The organism is Cellulomonas sp. GbtcB1, from assembly GCF_019091725.1.
Lineage (GTDB): Bacteria > Actinomycetota > Actinomycetes > Actinomycetales > Cellulomonadaceae > Cellulomonas.
This window is the reverse complement of the sequence record NZ_JAGXJG010000014.1, coordinates 49157-72608: the sequence shown is the minus strand read 5'-3', so window position 1 is coordinate 72608 and position 23452 is coordinate 49157. Positions and strand designations below refer to the sequence as shown.

Here is a 23452-nt window from a genome sequence, read left to right as displayed (position 1 = left end):
TCCTGGACCGGCTGCAGGACACCCCGGCGGAGGTCGTGACCGAGACCGGGGAGACGCTGCGCCAGACCTCGGCCGGCGTCGCGCTGACCGGCGACACCACCCGGTTCAGCGGGCCGTCGCGGAGCCTCGGCTACCGGTGGTTCACCGACCCGGGCGCCCGGGACCTCTACGAGCCGGAGGACCACGCGTTCCTGTCCCGGCTGTACGCGTCCGGGCTCCGCGAGGTCCTGACCCGGCGCGGCCCGGGCTCGCGCGCGGCGCGGTACGCCGGGCTGCTGCTGGACGAGAGCGCCGAGTTCCGCGAGCTGTGGGAGCGGCACGAGGTGGGGCTGCGCCCGCGCGAGACCAAGCGGTTCGTGCACTCCGAGGTCGGCGCGCTGGAGCTGAGCTGCCAGACGCTCGTCGACCCCGAGCAGTCGCACCTGATGCTCGTCTACACCGCGGTGCCGGGGAGCGAGAGCGCGGAGAAGCTGCGGCTGCTGGCGGTCGTCGGGCGGCAGCGGCTGGGGGCGGGCGCGGGCTGACGGCGCTCACGGAGGCCGCGACCGGCCGACAGGCGCGTGCTGAGGTGCTGCGCCGGACGGACGGGCGCCCCTGCAGGCTGGCGACGCGCCCCGGCGGCAGGGGCTCAGCCGCGGTGCTGCGCGAAGAACTCCCGCAGCACGGCGCCGCACTCCTCCTCGCGCACCCCGCCGACCACCTCGACCCGGTGGTTCAGCCGCGAGTCGCGCACGACGTCCCACTGCGACCCGCACGCGCCCGCCTTCGGGTCCCACGCCCCGAGGACCAGCCGCGGCACCCGCGCCAGCACGGTCGCCCCCGCGCACATGAGGCACGGCTCGAGCGTCACCACCAGCGTGCAGTCGCCGAGGCGCCACCGGCCGAGCGCCTCCGACGCGGCGCGCAGCGCGAGCACCTCGGCGTGCGCGGTGGGGTCGGCGTCGGCCTCGCGCCGGTTCCGGCCCGCGCCGACGACCTCGCCGCCGGGCCCCAGCACCACGGCGCCCACGGGGACGTCACCCGTCGCGGCGCAGCCGGCGGCCTCGGTGAGGGCCAGGCCCATGGCGGTCAGGTCGTCGGGGCGCGCGAACATGCGGCCCATCCTCGCGCACCCGCGACGGGGCGGTCAGCGCCCCGCGCAGCCCACGCAGGTCCGCGCGGTCGGCACGGCGCGCAGCCGCTCGACGGGGATCGGCCGGTGGCACCGCAGGCACGTGCCGTAGGTACCCGCGGCGAGCCGGTGCTCCGCCTCGTCGATCTCCCGCAGCCGGTCGCGCTGGTCGTGCGTCAGGGCGTCGAGCAGCCGGCGCTCGTAGGCGATCGTCGACCCCTCGGGGTCGTGCTCGTCGTCGGCGACCGACTCCCGGGAGGCGGCGACGACCGCGTCCCGCTCGGCGTCGGTGCCCGCGAGCCGCGCCAGGGCCTCCCGCCGCCGCTCCGCGAGGAGCGCGGTGACCTCGGTGGGGTCCAGCGTCTGCGCCATGGGACCAGTATCCGCCCGGACCGCGCGACGCGGCAGGTCGACCGGCGCGCCCGCGCGCGGGACCCGGGTCAGCCGGCGAGGACGCGCGCCTTCGCGGCGGCGTACTCCTCCTCCGACAGCGCCCCCGCCGCCCGCAGCGCCTGCAGCCGCTCGAGCGCGTCGACGACCGTGCCGGCGCCGCGCGCGCCCGCCGAGGACGGCGCACCCGGTCGGCCCGAGCCCGAGGGCCCCGACGTCCCGGTCCGCCCCGGACCCCCGGGCCCGCCGCCCGGCAGGTCGTCCTCCGGCAGCGGCACCAGCACGCGGACCGCCTGCTCCCGGGCCGCGCGGCCGGCAGCGGTGAGCGGCGGCGCCGGCACCACGACCACCAGCCGCCCGGCGTCGTCCGGCCGCTCGGGGTCGTAGTAGGCGCGCGGCGGGTGCCGGAACGCCTCCCGCGGCACCCGGGTACGCACCGCGTGCCGGACGCCGCGGGCGTCGTCGAAGTGCACCGTCGCCCCGACCACCGGGCCGGTCCCGCTCTCGTAGTCCCGCACCCGGGCCCAGGTGCCGGTGCGCCCGCCGAACCGCGCGAGCAGCCCGGCGCCCCGCAGCACCCGCACCCCGCCCCACAGGGCGGCGACCAGCCCGAGCGCGAGCACCATCGCCGCGATCAGGACGTTCCGGCGCACCGCCTGCTCCGTGGTCAGCCCGTCGGTCACGGCCGCCGACCAGCCCGCGAGCAGCGCCCCGGCGCCGAGCACGACCGCGAGCCCCGGCGTCGCCCGCCGGGTGAGCGGCACGGCGGCGGCCCCGGCCGCGAGCAGCGCCAGTGCGCCGAGCACCGGCGCGGCCCCGGCGAAGTCGTCCGTCGCGCACGTGCCGGCGAAGCACTCCCACCGCACGAGCGTCGCGTCGTGGGCCCCGAGCCTCAGCAACCACCACGCCACGGCGCCGAGCGCGACGGCGGCGAGCGCCGTGCCGGCGGTGCGGGTGGCGGACCGGGACAGGACGGACGTGGGGTCGGGCGCGGGTGTCACGACCCCCATCCTGCCAACGCCGCGGGTCCGGGTGCAGGTCAGGGCTCCGACGACCGGACGATGCCTGGACGCAGCGGTGCCACACGTCGGCGCAGGTCGTGCGGCCGCGGGCGCCGGTCGAGCACCCTGGGGACGGCCGAGGTGGCCAGGAGGAGCCCTCGGAGGTCCCGGTCGATCATGCCGGCGAGGCGCAGCAGGTCGCCGAACCCCTCGGCGGCGGTTCGTCGGCGCTCGCGGCCGTCGGGGCCGCGCTGCCCCGGGAGGGGGTACCCGGCGACGAGCGGCTCGTGGTGGGCCACGCGGTTGCGCAGCGCGTTGACCCGGGTGACGACCTGGTGCGCGTAGGTACGGCCCCAGCGCTCACCGTCCGCGCGCGCGGTCGCGCGACCGCCGGGGAACGCGCGGTCCAGGACTCCTCGCCACAGGACCAGGTCGTAGTCGCACCGCACCCGCCGCGGATCGCGACCCGTGTACGCCCCGCGGTCGAGGAGCCCGGCCCAGAACCGAAGGTGCACTGCGCCACGACCCGGCCCGGGAGCTTCGGTCCCACGACGCGACCGTGGGCCTCGGCGAGCTGCGCCGCGGTCCGGTCGTCGAGCGGGACCTCGGCCCGCTCGTACCAGCGCTCGCCCCACCGCTCAGCCAGCCGGTCGTTCATCGCGTTCCGGACCGCGATCTCGAGGAGCGCGATGTCGGCGAAGAACGCCACGGCGAGCTCCCGGTCCCAGAGGTACCGCGCTCGGGCGAGATCGGCGTCACCGCCCGACACGCGGACGTAGGTGCCCATCCGGGTCGCGGACACGGAACGGTCCAGGGCGTCGCGCTGCGCGCGGGAGAGGGGCATCGGTGCGCCTCCGAGAGGGGGTATCCTGGTCGGGCAATCCCCGGCGTACGCCTCTGTCGAACTCGAGTCGGCACGCAGCCGGGGTTTTTCTCTGCCCCCAGCCTGGGGCCCGCTCGGATCTCGCAGCGGGACGTTCGCCCCACCCGGCCACCGCACGGAGGCGGACACGGCGCCGACACATCGCGGGGCTAGCCTGCACCCCGTGCCCGAGATCGCCGCCCACGCCCGCGCCGTCCCCGCCTCCGGCATCCGTCGGATCACCGAGCTCGCGTGGTCGCTGCCCGGAGCCGTGGTGCTGAGCGTCGGCGAGCCCGACCTCCCGACGGCGCCGCACGTGCTCGAGGCTGCGCGCGAGGCGCTGGCCCGCGACGACACCCGGTACACCCCGAACGGCGGCATCGCCCCGCTGCGGGACGCGGTCGCGGCGTGGCTCGACCCGGAGCACGCCTTGCCGGTCCGGCGCGACAACGTGTGGATCACCGCGGGCGGCGCGCAGGCGCTGCACCTCGGGCTCAGCCTGACGGTCGGCGCGGGCGACGGCGTGCTGGTCCCGGACCCGGGCTACCCGCCGTTCTCGATGGCGACTCGGCTTCTCCAGGCCGAGGCGCAGCCCTACGCGCTGCGGCCGGAGGACGGCTTCCTGCCCGACCCGGCCGCCGTCGAGGCCGCGATCACCGACCGCATCCGGGTGCTGCTGCTGAACTCGCCGTCGAACCCGCTCGGCACGAGCCTGCCCGCCGACCTGGTCGCGGAGCTGGTCGACGTCGCCCGCCGCCACGACCTGTGGGTGCTGTCCGACGAGTGCTACGCCGCCTTCACGTACGACGCGCCGCACGTGCCCGCCGCGCGGTTCGACACCGACGGCCGGGTGCTGACGCTGCACACGTTCTCGAAGACGCACGCGATGACCGGGTTCCGCGTCGGAGTGCTGGTGGTGCCGGACCGGATGGCGCCGCTGATGCCGACGCTGCAGGAGTCGATCGTGTCCTGCGTGAACACCCCGGCGCAGTACGCGGCGCTCGCCGCGCTCACCGGCCCGCAGGACGCGGTCGAGGACGCGCGGCGCACGTACCGGGAGCACCGGGACCTCGCGACGGCGATCCTCGACGAGCGCGGCATCCCGTGGTTGCCGGCCGCCGGCGGGATCTACCTCTGGGCGGACGTCGCGCATGCGACCGGCGGGGACGTGGCGGCCTGGGCGGAGGACCTGGTGCGGACGGCGGGGGTGGCGGTGGCCCCGGGCTCGGCGTTCGGCGCCGCGGGCGAGGGCTGGGTGCGGATCTCGCTCACCGCCAGCGCCGAGGACCTGCGCGCGGGGCTGTCCCGGCTGCCGGCGCGGACGGCGGTCGCCGCGGGCTGACGCGCGGCCGGGGCGCGCGGCCGGGGTTCGGCCGTCAGTGCTCCGCCAGCGCCTCCTCGAACGCGGCGAGCACGCCGGGCGAGAACAGCACGAACCGCACGAGGTCGAGGCCGTCCGGATGCTCGGCGGCCCAGGCGCGCGTGGCGGCGACCGCCACCTCCGCGACGGTCGCCGGGGCCCAGCCGTAGACCCCCGCGCTCACCGCGGGCACCGCCACGGTGCGCGCCCCGACCTCCGCCGCGACGTCGAGCGAACGCGTGAACGCCGACCGCAGCAGCGCGGGGTCGGTCTCGCCGGCGTGCGCGTTCGGCCCGAAGGTGTGCACCACCCAGCGCGCCCGCAGGCGGCCCGCGCCGGTCGCCACGGCGTCCCCGACCGGCAGCCCGGCGGGCAGGGACGTGCGGCGCAGCTCCCGGCACTCGGCGAGCAGGTCCGGCCCGGCGGCCGCGTGGATCGCCCCGTCGACTCCCCCGCCGCCGAGCAGCGAGGAGTTGGCCGCGTTGACGACGGCGTCGACGTCCTGGTCGGTGATGTCCCCGGGGACCGCCTCGATGCGCATGACCCCATCGTGGCGCGGACCTGCGGCGCTCGTCCTGCGGGCGCGACCGCCCCGGCCTACGGTGGCCCCACCTGCGAGCCCCCGGGAGGACACCGTGACCGAGCCGATCCCCACCGAGCCGACCCCGGCCGGCCCCGACGGCACCGAGCCCGTCCCGGTGCACCACGACGGCCGCGAGGACGTGCCGCTGCTCGAGGACGACGAGACGATCCCCCCGCGCCCCGAGGAGGACGTCGCCGACGTCGCGCGCGCCGTGCCGGACCGCTCCGGACACGGCGTCCCGGAGGTCGGCGCCGACGAGGCGCGCCTGCACCCCTGACGCGTTCACCCGGGGGCGCGCCGTGCGCCCCGGGCGACGAGCCGCGAGCCGTGCGGCATGCTGTCGGCGTGCAGATCAGGCGCGTGCAGGAGGACGACTGGCGGTCGGTCCGGGACGTGCGCCTGCGCGCCCTGCGGGAGGACCCCGACGTGTTCGGGTCGTCGCTGGCGCGCGAGGAGCTGTTCGCCGAGCCGCACTGGCGCATGCGGCTGCGCAGCGCCTCGACCTGGGTGGTCGACGAGGAGGGCACCCCGCGCGGGCTCGTCGGGATGATCCAGGAGCCCGGGTCCCCGACGTCGGACCGGCACGTGGTGCAGCTCTGGGTCGCCCCCGAGGCGCGCCGCCGCGGCATGGCGTGGGCGCTGCTCGACGCCGTGAAGGACGCGGCGCGGGCCGAGGGCGCCGAGACGGTGTCGCTGTGGGTCGTCGACGGGAACCACGCTGCGGGCGACCTGTTCGTCCGCGCGGGCTTCGTCCGCACCGGCGAGCGCCACGCCCAGACCCGCGACTCGTCGCGGGTCGAGGAGCGCCTGGTCCTCCGCCTCCCCTGACCGCTGCCCGCGTCAGGCCTCCGGGGCCGACTCCAGGAGCAGCGTCACCGGGCCGTCGTTCACCAGCTCGACCGCCATGTCGGCCCCGAACACCCCCGTCGCGACCGTGAGGCCCCGCGCCCGCAGGTCCGCCACCACCGCCTCGACCAGCGGCTCCGCCACCGGACCGGGCGCCGCCGCGTTCCACGTGGGCCGACGGCCCTTGCGCGCGTCGCCGTAGAGCGTGAACTGGCTGACGACCAGCACCGGCGCCCCGGCCTCGGTCACCGACCGCTCGCCGCGCAGGACCCGCAGGTCCGCGACCTTGCGCGCGACGTACTCGACCTGCGCGGGCCCGTCGCCGGGGGTCACGCCGACCAGCACGACCAGCCCCTCGCCCTCGAACGCGCCGACGACCGCGCCGTCCACCGTGACCGAGGCCCGGGTGGCGCGCTGGACGACCGCCCTCACGCGGCCGCCCTCACGCGATCGCCTCGGGCGCGGCCGCCGCGAACGCCGGGACGACGGAGCCCACCGGCTCGCCGTGCCCGAGCACCGGCACGTCCCCGAGCGCGTCGAGCGCCGCCAGGTCGACCCCCGGCACCCCGGCGGCTCCCGCGACCCGCAGCGCCGCCGCGAGCACGGCCGGCCGCGGCCGCCCGCCGCCGTCGGCGACCTTGAACGCCACCGCGGACCCGTCCGGGAGCGCCGCCGCGTACACGCCGTCCGCCCCGTCCTTCGCGACCAGCCCCGGCACCGCCCGCATGGCCCGGGTCACGTCCCGCTCCGCACCCCCGACGAGCTCGGGGTGCTCGGTCATCGCCAGCGCCACCCGGGCGAGCGGCGTGCCGGGGTCGGCGACCGGCGCGACCGCGATGCGGGCGAACGCCCGCGCGAGCCCGCTCAGCGTCGTCGAGAACAGCGGCGCGCCGCAGCCGTCGACGGTCACGTGCCAGGCCTGCTCGCCGGTCAGCTCCTCGACCGCCGCGCGGCACGCGACCTGCACGGGGTGCTCGGGCTCGCGGTACTCGGCGGGCTCCCAGCCGGGCTCCCCGGCGTGGGCGACGCAGGTCGCCAGCATCGCGGCGTGCTTCCCGGAGCAGTTCTGCGCGACCGGCTCCCTGCCGTGCCCCTCGGTGCGCCACGCGAAGGCCGCCTCGGCGTCCAGCGGGAAGTCGGGGGTGTTGTCGAGCGCCGACTCGTCGAGGCCCGCGCCGAGCAGCGTCTCGCGCACGACCCGCAGGTGGTCCGGGGTGCCGTCGTGGCTGGCGCAGGCGAGGGCGAGGTGCGGCCCGTCGAGGTCGAGGCCGGCGCGGAGCATGCCGACGGCGTGCAGCGGCTTGAGCGACGACCGGGCCAGCACGGTGACCTCGGGGTCGCCCAGCGCCAGGCGCACCGAGCCGTCCGGCGCGAGCACGACCAGGTGCCCGAGGTGCACCGACTCGACGAGCTCCCCGCGCACCACGCGGGCGAGCGGCACCGCGGCCGAGGCCACGTCGCCCGCCCCCTCGGCGTGCCGCGCGACGACCGCCGCGGCGGCCGCGCCGTGCAGCCGCTCGGCCAGGTCCGGGCCGCCCTGCCGGATGCCGGGCACGCTCACCACCCGCCGCGGGTCGGGCCCTGGCCGCCACCGCCGCCACGACGGCGGGAGTGCGGCGCGACCGCCGGGCGCACGTCGACCAGGTAGACGATCGCGGCGACGGCGCTCAGCAGCGCGAGGAACGTCGGGAACGCCCCGAGCCCGAGCGGCGGCGGCACCGAGAAGAACGCCACCGCGGTCGCGATGCCCAGGATGATCGACCAGATCTGCTTGGTCTGCTTGCCCGCCGCGACGTACGCGGACGCGGGCCGGCGCAGCGCGTCGACGAGCGCCCAGACCGCGAGCACGAGGATGACGAGGGTGAACAGGAGGAACAGCAGCACCTGCACGTTGCCGAAGATCACGGGGCGAGCCTACGGTGCGCCGGCCGCCGCGCGCCCGGCGGGGTCGGCTCCCCGCCCCGGGCGCGTCAGATCTCCGGCAGCGCCTCGCGCGCGGTGCGGGAGTCGACGCCCGCCGCCTCCAGCAGGTCGACCACGAGCGACCGGACGAGCAGCAGCAGGCTCTGCGCCTGCAGGTCGTCGGGCGTCAGCGTGAACGGGTCGAGCTCGCCCGCCAGGCGCAGCAGGTCCTCCCGCGCGCGCAGCGGCTCCGCCCCCGCGCCGAGCGCCGCGGCCAGGGCGTCGGCGGCGAGCGCCACCCGGTCCACCGCGTCCGCGACCGGCCCGAGGTCGCGCTCCCGGTCCGCCTGCACCGACGCGAGCGCGCGCCGGGCCAGCACCCGCGAGTTGCGCACGGCGCGGTCGACCCGGACCGCGGACTGGCCGATCCACGCGAGCTCCGTGCGGTGCCGGCGCGCCGCCGGCGAGACCCGCGCCAGGTCCCGGGCGGAGCCGGCGGCGTCCTGCCACTCGTCGAGCGCCGGCTGCGAGGCCCGGCCCCGGATGAGCGCGTCCTCGACGTCGTGCTCCGACGGCTCGCGCATCCCGCGGGCGAGCAGCCGCAGCATCCCGGCGAGCTCCTCCACCGCGGCCCGCCCCTGCGCGCGTGGTCGCCGCCGCGGGTCGCTCGGCGTGAGGGCGGCGACGGCGAGCGCGACCAGGCCGCCGACGAGCGCGTCGGTCCACCGCCCGACCGGCCCGCCCGACGCGCTGACGGCGGGCAGCCCGACGATGACGATCGACTGCACGCCCGCCTGGGTCGTGAGCATCGGCCCGCGGTCGAGGAACCGGGCTATCAGCGCCGCGACCAGCAGCACGAACGCCACCTGCCACGCGCCGGTGCCGATGACGTGCACCACGAGGTCGCCCAGCCCGACGCCGATCGCGACGCCCACCGCGAGCTCGGCGACCCGGCGCAGGTCGCGGTCGGCGGTGAACCCGAGCGCGATCCACGCGCTCACCGGCGCGAAGAACGGGGCGCTGTGCCCGAGCACGGCGGACCCGATCCAGTAGGCGACGCCCGCGGCGAGCACCGCCTGCAGGATCGGCACGAACGCCGTCCGGACGCGGGCGCGGCCCTGCCGCACGCGCGCGGCGACCTGCACCCGGACCGCCGACGGCCCCTGGTCCGGCCGCGCCGCGCCCGTCACCGCGGGGTCACAGCATCGGGTGGCCGCCGAGGCCGCGGGTCAGCGGCCCCCGCGCGGCCGGGCGGTCGACGGACACGCCGTCGCCCGGGACCACGATCTCCTGGCCGGCGGTCAGCACGCCGCCGTCGGCCTCGACCACGACCTCGACGTCCGCCGGCACCGAGCGCTTCACGACCGCGAGCGCCACCGGGCCGAGCTCGTGGTGCCGGGCGACGGTGGTCACCACGCCGACCTCGCGGCCGGGCTCGCCCGTGCTGAGCAGGTCGCCGAGGTCGCGCACGACCGCGCCGGCCTCGGGCAGCACGTGGCCGGACCCGTCGAGGTGCAGCATCACCAGCCGGCGCGGGGGCCGGCCGAGGTTGTGCACCCGGGCGATGGTCTCCTGGCCGCGGTAGCAGCCCTTGTGCAGGTGCACGGCGGTGCGCAGCCAGTCGAGCTCGTGCGGGATCGTCCGGTGGTCGACCTCGCGGCCGGCGCGCGGGCGCCAGGCCTCGACCCGCACGGCCTCGCTGGCCCAGGTGCCGACGAGCGGCCAGCCGGCCGCCTCGCGCGCCCGCACGGCGTCGGCCAGGCCGGCGCGCGGGACCAGCACGAGCCGCCACGCGCGGTCGGCGCCGGGGTGCTCGTCGTCGGGCAGGCCGTACCGGGTGCCGCCGGGCAGGGTCCGCGGCCACGGGTCCCGCCAGGTGACCGGCTCGCCCTCGGCGCCCTCGGCGTCCACCGGCTCGCCGATGGCGGCCCAGTCGTCGGTCACGTCCGCGACCTCGACGCGCAGCATGAAGCGCATCCGGTCCAGCCAGGCGGCGAGCGCGGGTGCTGTCTCGCTGATCAGCCAGGTGGCCTCGCCGTCGTCCACGACCGCGGCGGCGTGCTCGACGTGGCCCTGCGGGCTGAGCACGAGCGTCTCCGTCGAGGTCCGCGGCGCCAGCGCGGCGAGCTCCTGGGAGGTGATCGAGTTCAGCCAGGTCAGCCGGTCCGGCCCGGTGACCCGGACGACGCCCAGGTGCGACTGGTCGACGACCGCGCCGCCGCGGGTCAGCGCGCGCTGCTCCGCGGTCGGGTCGCCGTAGTGCCAGGCCACGCCCGCGTCGGGACCGGACGCGGCGACGGCGCCGTGCCGGTCGAGCAGCGGGCTGCGGTGCCGGGGCTCCGCGGGGGCGGCGACGTCGTCGGACATGTCAGTCCGTCACGCGGCTGAGCCGCGCGGAGGCGTACGACTGCAGCTCGTGCCCGAACGCGGCGAGGTCGTGCGCCCACATGAGCTCGCCGTTCACCAGGCCGTACAGGCGCTTGCCCGCCGACACCTCGGCGCCGGACGCCGTGCGCGCGATGACGTCGCTGACCAGGTCGATGCGCCCGTTGCCCGTCGCGCCGACGTACACCGCGACGTGCCCGGACGGGTCGGCCAGGAGCAGCTCGACCGGCGACAGCGCCGACCCCATGCCCTCGGGCCGCTCCGGCGGGATGCGCCAGTAGCCGCTCTCGGTGTTCCAGACCGCGCCCTCGCCGTCGCCCTCGGCCGGGGCGGTGGCCTCGGCCGGGGTGCCGTCGGCGTCGGCGATGGCCGAGGCGTCGTCCGGCACGACGACGAGCCGGATGGTGGACGTGTAGGACAGGTACGGGCCGCCGTCGTGGTCGATCACCACGTCCTGGGTGAACGCCGTCTCCTCGATCCCCGGGTACCCCACGACGCCTTCGCCGTGCCACCGCCCCACGAGCCAGGCGAGCGGGTACATCTCCGGGGCGAGGCCCTCGGGCAGCGTGAACGCCATGGAAGCCCTTCTTGTCAGCGCTGTCCCTTGAACAGCCGGTAGACGACGAAGCCGGAGAACCACCCGATGGTGAGCGTCGCGGCGACGAGCAGACCGATGAACACGATCTCGAGTGCGTGCATCTGCCGATCCTAACGACGACGCGGCCCCGTGCCTTCCCGACGCCTCAGGACCGGGCGTGCCGCACCCGGACGCCGAGCAGGTAGAGCTCGCAGCCGAGGCACAGGCCGAACACCGCGTTCAGCACCGCGGCCACGAGCGCCAGCGCCGCTGCGACCACCACCGCGCCGGGGACGCCGAGCAGCGCGAGCAGGACGCCCGCCCCGGTGATGACCAGGCCGACCAGCTGCGCGAACCGCGGCGGCCTCGGGTCCTCGAGCTCGGCGGGCGGGGCGAGCCGGGGGCGCACGAGGCCCCGGTAGACCAGCCCCTGGACGGACCCCTGGGCCCCGCGCACGGCTCCGACGGCGAACAGCGCGGCGACGACGGCCAGCGCGACCGTGGCGGCGGCGCCGGGGAGCAGCAGGACGACCACGAGCAGGACCGCGGTCAGGGCGGCGCCGACCCGTGGGCCGCGGGGGTCGATCCCGGCCGGGGCGGCGGGCGCGGCGCCGCGGGCGGCGGTGGGTGCGGGCTGCGGCGTGCGGGGGGACGCGGGCACGGCGGTCTCCAGGGGGGTGAGGCGGGTGGGGTGGTCGGGCCGGAGCCGGGCGGTCGCCGACGGGATACCGGTCAGGCGGCGGTCGGACAGCGGTCGAGCGCGCCGAGCGCCTCGACGGCCTGCTCCTGGGTCGTCGCGCCGGACAGCCGCCCGCGGACGGCGCCCGCGCCGTCCAGCACCAGCACCGTGGGCGTGCGCAGCACGTCGAACCGCCGCACCAGGTCCAGGCGGTCCTCGGCGCGGACCTCGACGTGCGCGAGCCCGGCCCGCTCCCCGGCGAGGGCGCCCAGCACGGCCGCGGTGCTGCGGCAGGGCGCGCACGCCTCGGACGACAGCTGGAGGAAGGTGGCGGCGGACCCGAGCGGCGCGCCGAGGTCGGCGGCGGTCAGCCGGTCGGCGACCGCGGCACCGCCGCGGGCCGCCACGAAGCGCCCGTTCCGCGAGCGCCAGAGCAGACCGACGACGACGGCGGCCCCGAGCACGCCGAGGACCAGCAGGACGCGCAGCCCCATGCCCACCCCCGGGTCGCGGCGCGGGTGCGCCCGGCGGGCGGCCCGGTCGTCAGCCGACGAGCACGCGGCCGACGACGTAGACCAGGATGCCGGTGACGGCGACGGGCAGCACAGCGACCGCCCACCCCGCGAGACGATGTTCCAGGGCGGGCAGCCGGTCGAACAGCGCGTCGCCCGCGGCGACCAGGACGCCGATCGCGGCGCCGAGCAGCGCCCCCGACAGCAGCCCGACGACGGGCAGCGCGGCACCCGCGACCAGCCCGCCGGCGACGGCGGCGCCGAGCGTCGCACCCGCGCCCGCCCAGCCGCGCAGGGGCAGCGCCGTGACGGCCGACCCGACGGCGAGGGCGACCGCACCGGTCACCACGACCGCGTCGCCCGCCGCGGTGCGCTCGGCGGCGAGCCAGCCGGCCGCGCACACGGGCACCAGCGCGCCGGCGACGGTCCCGGCGACCGACTCGACCAGCCGCTCGCGCCCGTCCCGCCGCGCCAGCTCCGCCACGAACGCGGCGAGCACCGCGCCGGCGAACACCGCGGGCACGTCGCCCAGCAGCGGCTCGGTGGTCGTGACGTGCACGACGACGACGGCCGCGACCCCCGCGAGCCCGATCACGACCCCGCTCCCGACGCGCGCGGGCAGCCCGGCGACCCGGGGCCAGCCGACCGCGAGGACGCCGGAGAGGACGACGAGGAGGGCGGCGAGGACGACGCCGTCCCGGCCGGCGAGCGAGACGCCCCCGAGGACACCGGCGACGGCGACGAGCGTCGCCAGGACGGCCGTGGTCACGGCGCGGTTCGAGGCGGGCACGGGCGCCATCCTCGCATCCCGGGGCCCCGCACCTGGCATCGGGCCGGTCGCGGCCGCGTGCGGGGCGCGCCCCGCTTGTACCACCGCCATGTGTCGCGGACGCAGGGGTCGACGTGACATCCGAGGGGTACCGTGTCCCCCAATTCGGACGGGAGGAGGGCCGCTGCGTGGCCGACCTGCTGCTGCTCACCCCCGCATCGGGGGGTTCGTCCCAGGTGCTGCCCGCGCTCGGGCTGCTGTCCCACCGGGTCCGCGTGCTGCCCGTGGAGCCGTCGGCCCTCGTGGACGCGCCCGACGCCGACATCGTCGTGCTGGACGCGCGCCGCGACCTGGTGACCGCGCGCACCACGTGCCGCCTGCTGCGCGCGACCGGTCTCACGGTGCCGCTCGTGCTGGTGCTGACCGAGGGCGGCCTCACGGTCGTCACGGCCGAGTGGGGCGCCGACGACATCGTGCTGGAGAACGCGACGCCCGCCGAGGTCGAGACCCGGTTCCGGCTCGTCATCGAGCGCGCTGCCCGGTCGTCCTACGACGACCAGCCGCAGGAGATCTCGTCGGGCGAGCTCATGATCGACGCCGGCGGGTACACCGCCCGGCTGCGCGGCCGCCCGCTGGACCTCACCTACAAGGAGTTCGAGCTCCTCAAGTACCTGGTGCAGCACCCGGGACGCGTGTTCACGCGCGCCCAGCTGCTCCAGGAGGTCTGGGGCTACGACTACTACGGGGGCACCCGCACCGTCGACGTCCACGTGCGCCGGCTGCGGGCCAAGCTCGGCCCCGAGCACGAGCAGCTCATCGGCACGGTGCGGAACGTCGGCTACCGGTTCGACCCGCCGAAGGACCGCCGTGCGGCCGACGGCGGCAGCGCCGCCGCGTCGCCCGCCGAGGTCGCCGCGGACGCCTGACCGGCGCCCACCACCTACGGAGGTCCGGGGTCGTCGGTCGCGGTCGCCGCGCGCCGCCACGATAGCGGGATGACCCCGCTGACCTGGGTGCTGTCCGGCCTGTCCGCCGTCGTGCTCGTCGGCGCGCTCGCCCGCCTGCTGCACGGCCGCGGCGCACGCCGGCCCACGCACCCCCGCACGCGCGTCGAGCTCGTCGCGACGACCGACCCCGCGATCGCCGTCACCCTCGTCGACCGCGTCGCCGGTGAGATCGAGCACGCCCTGGAGGACGCGTGCCCGGCCGAGGGTGCGGGGCGGACCACGGACGAGGCGCGCGGCGAGGACGGCGACGAGACCTGACGGCGGGCCCCGCGCCCTCGGCGCCGGTACGATCCTGCGCGGTGTGCCGGGAAGTCTGGTCGGCGTCCACCTCGTCGACCCCACGGAGAGCCGCACCGTGACCCCCACCCCGCCCCCCACCGAGGAGTCCGGCTCGCGCCTGTTCGGCGCGCTGACCCCCGGCGGGCTGGCGAACCTGCTCGACACCCTCCGCGCCGAGCGCACCGGCGGCGTCCTGCTGCTCGTGGGCGCCGTGGTCGCCCTGCTCTGGGCCAACTCACCCTGGTCGGCGGCGTACACCACGATCTCCGACACCGTGGTCGGCCCGGCCGCGCTGCACCTCGACCTCAGCCTCGCGTCGTGGGCGACCGACGGTCTGCTCGCGATCTTCTTCTTCGTGGTCGGCGTCGAGCTCAAGCGCGAGATCGTCGACGGGGAGCTCCGGCGCGTGCGCACCGCGGTCGTGCCCGTCGTCGCCGCGGTGGGCGGGATGGCCGTCCCCGCGCTGCTCTACCTGCTCGTCAACGCGACCGCCGCGGACGGCGCGACCCGCGGCTGGGCGGTGCCGACCGCGACCGACATCGCGTTCGCCGTCGCGGTGCTCTCGGTGGTCGGCCGCAGCCTGCCCGCGTCGCTGCGGGCCTTCCTGCTGACGCTCGCCGTGGTCGACGACCTGCTCGGCATCGTCATCATCGCCGTGGTCTACACCGACGGGCTGCACCTGGTCTGGCTCGCCGCGTCGCTCGTGGCGGTGGCGGCGTTCGCCCTGCTGGTCCGGGTCCGCCGCCCGGGCGTCGCCGGGCACGCCGCCCTCGTGGTGCTGGCGGTGACCGCGTGGGCGCTCATGCACGCGTCCGGGGTGCACGCGACCATCGCCGGGGTGCTGCTCGGCCTCACCGCGCCGGCGCTGGCCCGCCCGGGTGAGTCGTCGAGCGTCGCGGAGCGGCTCGAGCACCGCTGGCGCCCCGTGTCCGCAGGGTTCGCGGTGCCGGTGTTCGCGCTGTTCGCGGCCGGCGTGCCGCTGTCCGGCGGGGCGCTCGCCGACGCCGTCCGGGACCCGGTCGCCCAGGGCGTCGCGCTCGGGCTCGTGGTCGGCAAGCCGCTGGGCATCCTGGCGGCGACGTGGCTGGTCGCGCGGTTCACCCGCGCCACCCTCGCCCCCGACCTGCACTGGCGGGACGTGGGGGCGGTCGGCCTGCTCGCCGGCATCGGGTTCACCGTCTCGCTGCTCATCGGCGAGCTCGCCTTCGGGGCCGGCAGCGCCCACGACGAGCACCTCAAGGTCGCGATCCTGCTGGCGTCGACGACGGCCGCGGTCCTCGGCGGGGCGGCCCTCGCGGCGCGCGACCGGGCGCACCGGTCCCGCCGGACGGGGGCCGGGACGCGGTAGGTTCGGCGTCGATGACCGTCGACTCCGCCGCCCTCCTGCTCGACGGCCCGTGGCGGCACCACTTCGTCCCCGCGAACGGCTCCCGGTTCCACGTGGCCGTCGCCGGCCCGGACGACCGGGACGCCCCGCTGGTGGTGCTGCTGCACGGGCTGCCCGAGCTGTGGTGGGCGTGGCGCCACCAGCTGCCCGCCCTCGCCGAGGACGGGCACCGCGTCGTCGCGATGGACCTGCGCGGCACCGGCGGCTCCGACAAGCCGCCGAGCGGCTACGACGTGCCGACCCTGACCCGGGACGTCGCCGGCGTGGTCCGGTCGCTCGGCTGCGACCGCGCGGCCGTCGTCGGGCACGGCGTCGGCGGCGGCGACGTGGCCTGGGCCATGCCCGCCTACCACCCGGGACTCACCCGGGGCGTGGCGGTGCTGTCCTCCCCGCACCCGCTGACCCGCCGGGCGGACCCCCGCTCCGGGCTCCGGGCCCGGGCCGCGCAGCGGATGGCCGAGATCCAGGTCCCCTACCTGCCCGAGCGCGCGATGACCCGCGGCGACCTCGTCGCGCGGCTGCTGCGCGAGTGGGGCGGCCCGCGCTGGCCGGACCCCGCGGCGCTCGCGCTGTACCGCCGGGCCGCGCACGTCCCGTTCGCGGCGCACTCCGCTCTGGAGCAGGTCCGCTGGCTGTACCGCTCCGGGGTGCGCGCCGACGGGCGCCGGCACGCGGTCGCGCTGCGGGACGCGGCGCCGGTGCCGACGCTGCAGGTGCACGGCGGGTCGGACGGCTGCTACACGGTGTCCCGGGCGATGGCCGACGGGTCCGTGGCCCGCCGGCTCGGGCCGCACTACCGGTTCGAGATGCTCTCCGGCGCGGGCCACTACCTGCCCGAGGAGGAGCCCGACCGCGTCACCGCCCTGCTCCGCGACTGGCTCCGCGAGCTGCCCTGAGCCCCGCCCTCGCGGCCCGGTTCCGCCGAGCGGGCAGACGATGTCCCCTCGCACCGCCGGGAAGGGACGTCTACTGCCCGCTCGACGGGACGGGGGGCGCCGCGACGCGGATCAGGGCCGACGGGCAGTCTCCCGTGATCGGGCAGGTGGCGCAGTCCGGCTTGCGGGCGTGGCAGGTGCGGCGGCCGTGGAAGATCAGCCGGTGGCTCAGCAGCGTCCACTCCGGCCGCGGGATCAGCGCCGCGATGTCCTGCTCGACCTTGACCGGGTCCTCCTCGGCCGTCCAGCCGAGCCGGCGGGCGAGCCGGCCCACGTGGGTGTCGACGGTGATGCCGGGCACGCCGAACGCGTCGCCCAGGACCACGTTCGCCGTCTTGCGGCCGACGCCCGGCAGCGTCACCAGGTCCTCGAGCCGGGGCGGCACCTCGCCGTCGAACCGCTCCACCAGCGCGCGCCCGAGGCCCTGCAGCGAGCGCGCCTTGGCCCGGAAGAACCCGGTCGGCCGGATCAGCTCCTCCAGCTCGGCGGGGTCCGCGCCCGCGTAGGCGGCGGCGTCGGGGTAGCGCGCGAACAGCGCCGGCGTGACCTGGTTGACCCGCACGTCGGTGGTCTGCGCGGACAGCACCGTCGCGACCAGGAGCTCCAGCGGCGACCGGAAGTCGAGCTCGCACCGGGCGTCGGGCCAGCGCACCGCCAGGGCGCGGTTGACCCGGCGCGCGCGACGGACCAGGGCGACCGGCGGCCGGTCCGCCACGGACCCCGGAGCGGCCGCCGCCGCGGGGCGCCGGGCGGGACTCATGCGGCCAGCGTAGGTCCCCCGGGGGACAACGGTTGCTCTGGGCGAGTGACCGGGACTTGATCACATGACCAACTTCTCAAGTCGGGCACCCCGGGCGTCGAAAGACGGGGGGACGCGACCTGTGGCCGTACGGGTCGTCCGAGAGAGTGGGCGGACCGCATGACCCTGGCCGGCACGGCTGACCAGCTCGTCGAGCTGCGCCGGCAGCGCGGTGCGCTGCGACTCGAGCACCAGCACGTCGTCCGCTGGCGGCGTCTGGTCCGCGACCGGCTCGAGCTCGCCGTGGCCGCCGCCGCACCGCCCGAGGCGCCGGGCGCCTGCCCGGACGTCCGCAGCGTCCTGGGGGACGCCGCCGTCGACGTGCCGCCCGCGGCCGAGCTCGCGGCCGCCGTCCGGGGCGCGCTGCCGATCGCCGAGGTGCACGAGCTGCCGCGGCTCCGTGACCTGGACCTGCGCCTCGCCCGCTACGAGATGCGTCTCGAGGACGCGCTGAGCCGCCTGACCGACCGGTACATCGACCGGCTCGCGCGCGACGTCACCGAGGGAGGCGTCGACGCGCTGCGCCGTCCTGCGGGCGCGTGATGAGGCACACTGAGGGACGTCACATCCCGGCAAGAAGGTGAGGTCCCTCCCGTGGAGGACGACGTCGTGCTCACGGCGCCCCTGTTCCAGAACATGGACCCCGAGGCGTCCCGGACGCTGCTCGCGTCGATGGCGCCCGTGCACGTCGCCCGCGGCGAGGTGCTGTTCCACGAGGGCGAGCCGGGCGACCGGCTCTACGTGATCCGCTCCGGCAAGATCAAGCTCGGCCGCCGGTCCTCCGACGGCCGGGAGAACCTCCTCGCCGTGCTCGGCCCCGGCGAGATGTTCGGCGAGCTCTCGCTGTTCGACCCGGGCCCCCGCACCGCCACGGCCACCGGCCTCGCCGACGCCGTGGTGCTCGAGCTCGGCCACCACGACCTCATCCCGTGGCTCGAGCAGAACCCCACCGTCGCCAAGCACCTGCTCGGCGCGCTCGGCCGCCGGCTGCGCCGCACCAACGACGCCCTGGCCGACCTGGTGTTCTCCGACGTCCCCGGCCGCGTCGCCAAGGCGCTGCTCGACCTGTCGCACCGGTTCGGCCAGCAGACCGACGAGGGCGTCCGGGTCGCGCACGACCTCACGCAGGAGGAGCTGGCGCAGCTCGTCGGCGCGAGCCGCGAGACCGTGAACAAGGCGCTCGCCGACTTCGCCGCCCGCGGCTGGGTCCGGCGCGAGGGCCGCGCGATCGTGCTCCTCGACGTCGACCGGCTGGAGCGCCGCGCCCGCTGAGGCGGCGCACCCGCACGCACCGACGACGACGGCCCGGCCGCAGCCCCTCGCGGGGGCGCGGCCGGGCCGTCTCGCGTCGGCGGTGGAGCTCAGGCCTCGGGCGCGAGCTCCACGACGATCTCGACCTCGACCGGCGAGTCGAGGGGCAGCACGGCGACGCCGACCGCGGAGCGGGCGTGCACGCCGGCCTCGCCGAACACCTCGTGCAGCAGCGTGCTGGCGCCGTTGATCACGCCGGGCTGGCCGGTGAACGCGGGGTCGCTCGACACGAAGCCGACGACCTTGACGACCCGGACCACCCGGTCCAGGTCGCCGACCAGCGAGGCGACGGCCGCGACGGCGTTGAGCGCCGCCGTGCGGGCCAGGTCGTGCGCGGTCTCCGGCGACACCTGGCCGGGGCCGGTGCCCACCTTGCCGGTGACGGGGAGCTCGCCCGCCACGAACGGCAGCTGGCCCGACGTGTACACGTACGCGCCGGTCTGCACCGCGGGGACGTAGGCGGCGACGGGCGCGGCGACCTGGGGCAGCTCGATGCCGAGCTCCGCCAGCCGCGCGACGACGGCGCCGGTCACTTCTCGCCCGTCGGGCGCTTGAGGTAGGCGACGAGCCCGGTCTCGGACTGCAGGACCTGGACGAGCTCCCAGCCGTCCTGACCCCACTGGTCGAGGATCGCCTTGGTCGCGTGGACGATGAGGGGGACGGTCGCGTACTCCCACGTGGTGGTGGCCATGGCGCCACCCTAGCCGTGCCCCGCGGGCGCTGGTCAGGCCCCGGCCGCCTGCTCCACCGGCTCGGTGCCGAGCAGCTCGTCGTACCAGGACTCCACCTCGGGCCGCCGGCGCCGCAGCGCGCGCCGCTCCCGCTCGGTCATCCCGCCCCACACGCCGAAGTCGGCGCGCGAGTCGAGGGCGTCGGCCAGGCACAGCAGCCTGACGGAGCACCCCGCGCACACGGCCCGGGCGTCGCGCTGCGCGGCGCCCTCCACGAACAGCGCGTCGGGCGCCACTCCCCCGGCGCCGCACTTCGCGTTCGCCGTCCAGTGCCCGTCGGGCCCCGCGATCGTCATCGAGCCATCCCTACTGTCCCCTGCGAACGGGACAGCACCACCCGCGGACCGTCGCACGCGACGCCCCGGAGCGGCAGTCCCCCCTGCTGCGCCCGACCGTATCGGGTCGGTTCGTCCCGTCGCATCCTCCGTTCGGGTTGTTCGACCCGGTCGGCCAGCGGCGTCGTGCGTGTGCAGGTACGGTGCAGGTCGCCCCGGGCCCTGTGGACGACCGGCGGCTGCACGGGGTGCTCCCGTACCCTGGCGGGCATGGCTCCCTCCCCCTCGCCGCGCGGGCGGCAGGTCACCGTCGTGCAGGCGCTGGCGCTGCTGCTCGCCTTCGTGCTGACCGCGGGCGTCGGCGGTCTGCTGACCGCCGGGCTCGTGCTGCCGACCGTCGCCGTCGCGAACACCGCGACCGACCTGAGCGTCGAGGCGTTCGAGGACCTCCCGTCCGAGCTCGAGACCCGGCCGTTGTCCGAGAAGTCGGTGATGCTGGCCAACGACGGCACGACCGTGCTGGCCGAGTTCTTCTCGGAGAACCGGATCGTCGTGCCGCTGGACCAGGTGTCCGTGCAGATGCAGAACGCCGTCGTCGCGACCGAGGACAAGCGGTTCTACCAGCACGGCGGCATCGACCCCGCCGGCATGGCACGCGCGCTGGTGAAGAACCAGGTCAGCGACTCCACGCAGGGCGCCTCCACGCTGACCCAGCAGTACGTGAAGAACGTGCTCATCGAGACCGCGGTCCGCGACGGCGACCTCGCCGCCGCCGAGGCGGCCCGGGAGGCCGACGGCACGGAGGGCTACGCGCGCAAGCTGCGCGAGGCCAAGCTCGCCATCGCGCTCGAGAAGACGATGACGAAGGACCAGATCCTCGAGAACTACCTCAACATCGCGCAGTTCGGGGTCGCGACGTACGGCGTGGAGTCCGCCGCGCTGCGCTACTTCAGCAAGCACGCGGTCGACCTCACCTACCTCGAGGCCGCGACCATCGCCGGCATCACGCAGAGCCCGACGGCGTTCGACCCGGTGCGCAACCCCGAGGAGTCGCAGCAGCGTCGGAACATCGTGCTCCGGCTGATGAACGAGCAGGGCTACATCACGCAGGAGGAGTACGACGCCGGCATCGCGGCGCCGATCGCCGACACCCTGCACGTGAGCGAGGCCCAGAGCGGCTGCATGGCGGCGGGCGACGTGGTGCAGGGCTCCGGCTACTTCTGCGACTACGTCACGCACGTCATCCGGAACGACCCCGCGTTCGGCGAGACGGCCGAGGAGCGCGAGGAGACGCTGTACCGCGGCGGCCTCACGATCACCACGACGCTCGACCCGCGGCTCCAGACGATCGCCGACAACCAGGTCAAGGCGACCGTCCCGGTCGACGACCCGACCGGGGTCGGGTCCGCGATGTCCGTCGTCGAGCCGGGGACCGGCCAGATCAAGGCGATGGCCCAGAACCGGAACTTCAACAACACCGCCGAGGCCGCGGGTCGCGACTCCTCGGTCAACTACAACACCTCGTACTCCTACGGCGGGTCCGGCGGGTTCATGCCCGGCTCGACGTTCAAGCCGTTCACGCTGCTCGAGTGGCTCAAGACCGGCCACAACCTCAACGAGAGGGTCAACGGCACGCAGCGGACTCTCAACACCAACCAGTTCACCGCGTGCGGGTCCCGCTACCCGAGCCAGAGCTGGCCGGTCGGCAACGCCGAGGGCGGGTCCGGGCAGATGACCGTCATGCAGGCGACCCAGCAGTCGGTGAACCTCGCGTACCTGTCGATGGCGATGCAGCTGGACCTCTGCAACATCATGGAGGGCGCCAAGCAGCTCGGGGTCACGAGCTCGAACGCGGGCGCCGAGGGCCAGGCCATCGAGGCGAAGCCGTCCAACGTGCTCGGCTCCGGCGTGACCAGCCCGCTCGCGCTCGCCGGCGCCTACGCGGCGTTCGCCTCCGGCGGCATCTACTGCACGCCCATCGCGATCACCAACGTGAAGAACGCCGACGGCGAGGACATCCCGATCCCCGACGCCGGCTGCCACCAGGCCATCGACCCGAACGTCGCCGCCGGCATGAACGAGGCGATGAGCAACGTCTGGAACGGCACCGGCAAGTCCATCGGGCGGCCGTCGTTCTACACGGCCTCCGGCAAGACCGGCACCACGACCCGCAACGAGCACACCTGGTTCGCGGGGTACACCCCGCGCCTGGCGTCGATCGTGTGGGTCGGCTACCCGGACCGGAACGAGCCGATGCAGTACATCACCATCAACGGCAGGTACGCCCGGTACACCTACGGCGCGACCTTCGCCGGCGTGACCTGGAAGAACTTCATGGACGAGGCGCTGAACGACGGCCAGCCCAATCCGGGGTTCACGGCTCCGAGCAGCGACCTCCGGTACGGCCAGGCCATCCCGATCCCCTCGGTCGTGGGCCAGGACCAGAACACCGCGATCGCCACCCTGCAGAACGCCGGGTTCTCCGCGACCGTCGGCGGCACCACGGCGTCGGACATCACCCCGGGGTCGGTCGTCAGCCAGAGCCCGTCCGGCAGCGCACCGGCGGGCAGCTCGATCACCCTGACGCTGTCCAGCGGCCCGGGCGCACCGGCCGGCGACGGCGGGGGCGGCAACAACGGCGGGAACAACGGCGGCGGTGGCGGCGGTGGCGGCAACGGCGGCGGCGGGAACGGATGACCCACCCCGTCGCCCGCGCCCTGGGCGGCGCCGCGCTCGCCGGCGCCGCCGCGGTCGCGTGGGGCACGCTCGTCGAGTCCCGCTGGTACGCCCTGCGCGAGGTCACCGTCCCGGTGCTCCCGCACGGCCAGGACCCGCTGCGCGTCCTGCACCTGTCCGACCTGCACCTGACCCCCGGCCAGCACCGCAAGGTCGACTGGGTGCGCGACCTCGCGTCGCTCCGGCCCGACCTGGTGGTGGACACCGGCGACAACTGGGCGCACGTCGAGGCGATGCCCGCGCTGCTGCACGCGCTGGAGCCGCACCTGGGCACCCCGGGCGCGTTCGTGTGGGGGTCGAACGACTTCTTCGCGCCGTCGCCCAAGAACCCGGCCCGGTACCTGCTCCCCGACGCCCGCACGACGCCGCCCCGCCCGCCGGTGGAGCTGCCCTGGCGCGAGCTCGGCAACCGGTTCCGGTCCGCCGGCTGGGTGGACCTGACCAACCGCCGCGACGAGGTCAAGGCAGGCGGCCGGCGGATCTCGCTCGTCGGCACCGACGACGCGCACCTGGACCGCGACCGGTTCCCCGCCGCGGGTGGGCCCGACGACGTCCGTCCCGCCCCGGTGGTCGACGACGCGGGCGTGGCCCGTGCCCCGCACGGCGACGTCGACCTGCACCTCGGTGTCACGCACGCGCCCTACCGCCGCGTCCTGGACGCGATGCACGCCGACGGCGCGGACCTCGTGCTCGCCGGGCACACCCACGGCGGCCAGCTCGCGGTGCCCGGCTACGGCGCGCTCGTCACGAACTGCGACCTCCCCCGGGACCGGGCCAAGGGCCTGCACGGCTGGCCGGGCCCGCGGCCCGACGCCCGCGGCGGCGCGGACTCCACCTGGCTGCACGTGTGCGCCGGCCTGGGGACGTCGCCGTACGCCCCGGTGCGGTTCGCGTGCCGGCCCGAGGCCACGCTGCTGACGCTCGTCGCGGCCTGAGACGCGACGCTCCTCACACTTCGACCTCCTGGGCCGCCCTCGATGCACGACCACCGGCTCGCGTCGGCTATGCTGGGCGG

The 23452-nt window shown here is 76.6% G+C and carries 29 protein-coding genes and 1 pseudogene; 12 read left to right on the top strand and 18 right to left on the bottom strand.

Translation table 11 applies throughout. The annotated features are described in order from the left end of the window. A pseudogene (locus KVT14_RS07515) lies at positions 1-524 on the top strand (transcriptional regulator); the annotation flags it as partial. A gap of 104 nt (positions 525-628) precedes the next feature. Here KVT14_RS07515 and KVT14_RS07510 read toward each other — a convergent pair. The 4 genes from KVT14_RS07510 to KVT14_RS07495 all read right to left on the bottom strand — a co-directional run bounded on the left by KVT14_RS07510 (position 629) and on the right by KVT14_RS07495 (position 3017). Further along, a complete protein-coding gene (locus KVT14_RS07510) occupies positions 629-1093 on the bottom strand; it encodes a nucleoside deaminase (protein ID WP_306795728.1) in 465 nt (154 codons plus the stop codon). 33 nt (positions 1094-1126) lie between these two features. Beyond that, positions 1127-1483 (bottom strand): TraR/DksA C4-type zinc finger protein, encoded by a 357-nt coding sequence (locus tag KVT14_RS07505; protein ID WP_217615080.1) that lies wholly within the window; start codon positions 1481-1483, stop codon positions 1127-1129. 68 nt (positions 1484-1551) lie between these two features. Next, positions 1552-2502 carry an SHOCT domain-containing protein gene (locus tag KVT14_RS23415; RefSeq protein WP_308160944.1) on the bottom strand — a complete coding sequence of 317 codons (951 nt, stop codon included), beginning with the start codon at positions 2500-2502 and terminating at the stop codon, positions 1552-1554. Positions 2503-2540: 38 nt separating this feature from the next. After that, positions 2541-3017, bottom strand: a complete 477-nt coding sequence (locus tag KVT14_RS07495) for a hypothetical protein (RefSeq protein WP_217615079.1) — start codon at positions 3015-3017, stop codon at positions 2541-2543. Positions 3018-3548: 531 nt separating this feature from the next. Between KVT14_RS07495 and KVT14_RS07490 the strand changes: the two genes are divergently transcribed. Further along, a complete protein-coding gene (locus tag KVT14_RS07490; RefSeq protein WP_217615078.1) occupies positions 3549-4706 on the top strand; it encodes a pyridoxal phosphate-dependent aminotransferase in 1158 nt (385 codons plus the stop codon). Positions 4707-4740: 34 nt separating this feature from the next. Here the strand turns inward: KVT14_RS07490 and KVT14_RS07485 are convergent, their stop codons facing one another. Further along, a complete protein-coding gene (locus KVT14_RS07485) occupies positions 4741-5265 on the bottom strand; it encodes an O-acetyl-ADP-ribose deacetylase (RefSeq protein ID WP_217615077.1) in 525 nt (174 codons plus the stop codon). A gap of 94 nt (positions 5266-5359) precedes the next feature. On the opposite strand from KVT14_RS07485, the gene KVT14_RS07480 reads away from it, so the two are divergent. Together KVT14_RS07480 and KVT14_RS07475 are read left to right on the top strand one after the other, a co-directional pair. Then, a complete protein-coding gene (locus KVT14_RS07480) occupies positions 5360-5584 on the top strand; it encodes a hypothetical protein (protein WP_217615076.1) in 225 nt (74 codons plus the stop codon). Between the two features lie 68 nt (positions 5585-5652). Beyond that, on the top strand, positions 5653-6135 hold the full coding sequence (locus KVT14_RS07475) for a GNAT family N-acetyltransferase (protein ID WP_147794885.1): 483 nt from the start codon (positions 5653-5655) through the stop codon (positions 6133-6135). A 12-nt stretch (positions 6136-6147) separates the two neighbouring features. Here the strand turns inward: KVT14_RS07475 and dtd are convergent, their stop codons facing one another. From dtd to KVT14_RS07430, 9 genes are all read right to left on the bottom strand, one after another. Next, positions 6148-6585: a D-aminoacyl-tRNA deacylase gene (gene dtd, locus KVT14_RS07470; protein WP_217615075.1), complete on the bottom strand. Its 438-nt coding sequence runs from the start codon at positions 6583-6585 to the stop codon at positions 6148-6150. 10 nt (positions 6586-6595) lie between these two features. Next, positions 6596-7609: an asparaginase gene (locus KVT14_RS07465; protein ID WP_217615083.1), complete on the bottom strand. Its 1014-nt coding sequence runs from the start codon at positions 7607-7609 to the stop codon at positions 6596-6598. A gap of 101 nt (positions 7610-7710) precedes the next feature. Continuing rightward, positions 7711-8058 (bottom strand): DUF2516 family protein, encoded by a 348-nt coding sequence (locus tag KVT14_RS07460; RefSeq protein WP_308160943.1) that lies wholly within the window; start codon positions 8056-8058, stop codon positions 7711-7713. A 65-nt stretch (positions 8059-8123) separates the two neighbouring features. Beyond that, positions 8124-9245, bottom strand: a complete 1122-nt coding sequence (locus KVT14_RS07455) for an aromatic acid exporter family protein (protein WP_217615074.1) — start codon at positions 9243-9245, stop codon at positions 8124-8126. A gap of 7 nt (positions 9246-9252) precedes the next feature. Then, entirely contained in the window at positions 9253-10422 is a 1170-nt protein-coding gene (locus tag KVT14_RS07450; RefSeq protein ID WP_217615073.1) for a folate-binding protein YgfZ, read from the bottom strand. Between the two features lies 1 nt (position 10423). Continuing rightward, positions 10424-11017, bottom strand: a complete 594-nt coding sequence (locus KVT14_RS07445) for an FABP family protein (protein ID WP_217615072.1) — start codon at positions 11015-11017, stop codon at positions 10424-10426. A gap of 166 nt (positions 11018-11183) precedes the next feature. Continuing rightward, positions 11184-11603, bottom strand: a complete 420-nt coding sequence (locus tag KVT14_RS07440) for a DUF4395 domain-containing protein (protein ID WP_308160945.1) — start codon at positions 11601-11603, stop codon at positions 11184-11186. A gap of 146 nt (positions 11604-11749) precedes the next feature. Next, positions 11750-12190: a thioredoxin family protein gene (locus KVT14_RS07435; RefSeq protein WP_217615070.1), complete on the bottom strand. Its 441-nt coding sequence runs from the start codon at positions 12188-12190 to the stop codon at positions 11750-11752. A 49-nt stretch (positions 12191-12239) separates the two neighbouring features. Then, on the bottom strand, positions 12240-13007 hold the full coding sequence (locus tag KVT14_RS07430) for a hypothetical protein (RefSeq protein ID WP_254630544.1): 768 nt from the start codon (positions 13005-13007) through the stop codon (positions 12240-12242). Between the two features lie 158 nt (positions 13008-13165). On the opposite strand from KVT14_RS07430, the gene KVT14_RS07425 reads away from it, so the two are divergent. The 4 genes from KVT14_RS07425 (at position 13166) to KVT14_RS07410 (ending at position 16546) form a co-directional block, all read left to right on the top strand. After that, positions 13166-13903, top strand: a complete 738-nt coding sequence (locus KVT14_RS07425; protein ID WP_217615068.1) for a response regulator transcription factor — start codon at positions 13166-13168, stop codon at positions 13901-13903. 69 nt (positions 13904-13972) lie between these two features. After that, on the top strand, positions 13973-14242 hold the full coding sequence (locus KVT14_RS07420) for a hypothetical protein (protein ID WP_217615067.1): 270 nt from the start codon (positions 13973-13975) through the stop codon (positions 14240-14242). 97 nt (positions 14243-14339) lie between these two features. Beyond that, positions 14340-15611 (top strand): Na+/H+ antiporter NhaA, encoded by a 1272-nt coding sequence (gene nhaA / locus KVT14_RS07415; protein WP_217615066.1) that lies wholly within the window; start codon positions 14340-14342, stop codon positions 15609-15611. Positions 15612-15622: 11 nt separating this feature from the next. After that, positions 15623-16546: an alpha/beta fold hydrolase gene (locus tag KVT14_RS07410; RefSeq protein WP_217615065.1), complete on the top strand. Its 924-nt coding sequence runs from the start codon at positions 15623-15625 to the stop codon at positions 16544-16546. A gap of 70 nt (positions 16547-16616) precedes the next feature. Here KVT14_RS07410 and nth read toward each other — a convergent pair whose 3' ends face one another. Then, entirely contained in the window at positions 16617-17345 is a 729-nt protein-coding gene (gene nth / locus KVT14_RS07405) for an endonuclease III (RefSeq protein WP_217615064.1), read from the bottom strand. A 159-nt stretch (positions 17346-17504) separates the two neighbouring features. Here nth and KVT14_RS07400 point away from each other — a divergent pair, with 159 nt between their 5' ends. Both KVT14_RS07400 and KVT14_RS07395 read left to right on the top strand, forming a co-directional pair. Beyond that, positions 17505-17927: a hypothetical protein gene (locus tag KVT14_RS07400; RefSeq protein ID WP_168216927.1), complete on the top strand. Its 423-nt coding sequence runs from the start codon at positions 17505-17507 to the stop codon at positions 17925-17927. A gap of 93 nt (positions 17928-18020) precedes the next feature. Beyond that, positions 18021-18656: a Crp/Fnr family transcriptional regulator gene (locus tag KVT14_RS07395; RefSeq protein ID WP_203669331.1), complete on the top strand. Its 636-nt coding sequence runs from the start codon at positions 18021-18023 to the stop codon at positions 18654-18656. An 89-nt stretch (positions 18657-18745) separates the two neighbouring features. On the opposite strand, the gene KVT14_RS07390 is transcribed toward KVT14_RS07395, so the two are convergent. Genes KVT14_RS07390 through KVT14_RS07380 form a run of 3 tightly spaced genes read right to left on the bottom strand, consistent with a single transcriptional unit; the run spans position 18746 to position 19722 of the window. Next, positions 18746-19228 (bottom strand): RidA family protein, encoded by a 483-nt coding sequence (locus KVT14_RS07390; RefSeq protein WP_217615063.1) that lies wholly within the window; start codon positions 19226-19228, stop codon positions 18746-18748. Beyond that, positions 19225-19386 (bottom strand): DUF4177 domain-containing protein, encoded by a 162-nt coding sequence (locus tag KVT14_RS07385; RefSeq protein ID WP_146837291.1) that lies wholly within the window; start codon positions 19384-19386, stop codon positions 19225-19227. The genes KVT14_RS07390 and KVT14_RS07385 overlap by 4 nt, the downstream gene beginning before the upstream one ends. Before the next feature lie 33 nt (positions 19387-19419). Continuing rightward, entirely contained in the window at positions 19420-19722 is a 303-nt protein-coding gene (locus tag KVT14_RS07380) for a WhiB family transcriptional regulator (protein WP_217615062.1), read from the bottom strand. Between the two features lie 249 nt (positions 19723-19971). On the opposite strand from KVT14_RS07380, the gene KVT14_RS07375 reads away from it, so the two are divergent. Next, the gene (locus KVT14_RS07375; protein WP_217615061.1) at positions 19972-22398 is read left to right on the top strand and encodes a transglycosylase domain-containing protein; all 2427 of its coding nucleotides are present in this window, start codon (positions 19972-19974) and stop codon (positions 22396-22398) included. Beyond that, entirely contained in the window at positions 22395-23372 is a 978-nt protein-coding gene (locus tag KVT14_RS07370) for a metallophosphoesterase (RefSeq protein ID WP_217615060.1), read from the top strand. Before KVT14_RS07375 ends, KVT14_RS07370 begins: the two co-directional genes overlap by 4 nt. Positions 23373-23452: the final 80 nt, after the last annotated feature.

Bases quoted from the DNA above. Each gene is read 5' to 3' on its own strand.
- KVT14_RS07510 (WP_306795728.1), bottom strand. From the start codon at position 1,093: ATGTTCGCGCGCCCCGACGACCTGACCGCCATGGGCCTGGCCCTCACC.
- KVT14_RS07505 (WP_217615080.1), bottom strand. From the start codon at position 1,483: ATGGCGCAGACGCTGGACCCCACCGAGGTCACCGCGCTCCTCGCGGAG.
- KVT14_RS07485 (WP_217615077.1), bottom strand. From the start codon at position 5,265: ATGCGCATCGAGGCGGTCCCCGGGGACATCACCGACCAGGACGTCGAC.
- KVT14_RS07450 (WP_217615073.1), bottom strand. From the start codon at position 10,422: ATGTCCGACGACGTCGCCGCCCCCGCGGAGCCCCGGCACCGCAGCCCG.
- KVT14_RS07445 (WP_217615072.1), bottom strand. From the start codon at position 11,017: ATGGCGTTCACGCTGCCCGAGGGCCTCGCCCCGGAGATGTACCCGCTC.
- KVT14_RS07435 (WP_217615070.1), bottom strand. From the start codon at position 12,190: ATGGGGCTGCGCGTCCTGCTGGTCCTCGGCGTGCTCGGGGCCGCCGTC.
- KVT14_RS07430 (WP_254630544.1), bottom strand. From the start codon at position 13,007: ATGGCGCCCGTGCCCGCCTCGAACCGCGCCGTGACCACGGCCGTCCTG.
- KVT14_RS07420 (WP_217615067.1), top strand. From the start codon at position 13,973: ATGACCCCGCTGACCTGGGTGCTGTCCGGCCTGTCCGCCGTCGTGCTC.
- KVT14_RS07410 (WP_217615065.1), top strand. From the start codon at position 15,623: ATGACCGTCGACTCCGCCGCCCTCCTGCTCGACGGCCCGTGGCGGCAC.
- nth (WP_217615064.1), bottom strand. From the start codon at position 17,345: ATGAGTCCCGCCCGGCGCCCCGCGGCGGCGGCCGCTCCGGGGTCCGTG.
- KVT14_RS07400 (WP_168216927.1), top strand. From the start codon at position 17,505: ATGACCCTGGCCGGCACGGCTGACCAGCTCGTCGAGCTGCGCCGGCAG.
- KVT14_RS07395 (WP_203669331.1), top strand. From the start codon at position 18,021: ATGGACCCCGAGGCGTCCCGGACGCTGCTCGCGTCGATGGCGCCCGTG.
- KVT14_RS07385 (WP_146837291.1), bottom strand. From the start codon at position 19,386: ATGGCCACCACCACGTGGGAGTACGCGACCGTCCCCCTCATCGTCCAC.
- KVT14_RS07380 (WP_217615062.1), bottom strand. From the start codon at position 19,722: ATGACGATCGCGGGGCCCGACGGGCACTGGACGGCGAACGCGAAGTGC.
- KVT14_RS07375 (WP_217615061.1), top strand. From the start codon at position 19,972: ATGGCTCCCTCCCCCTCGCCGCGCGGGCGGCAGGTCACCGTCGTGCAG.
- KVT14_RS07370 (WP_217615060.1), top strand. From the start codon at position 22,395: ATGACCCACCCCGTCGCCCGCGCCCTGGGCGGCGCCGCGCTCGCCGGC.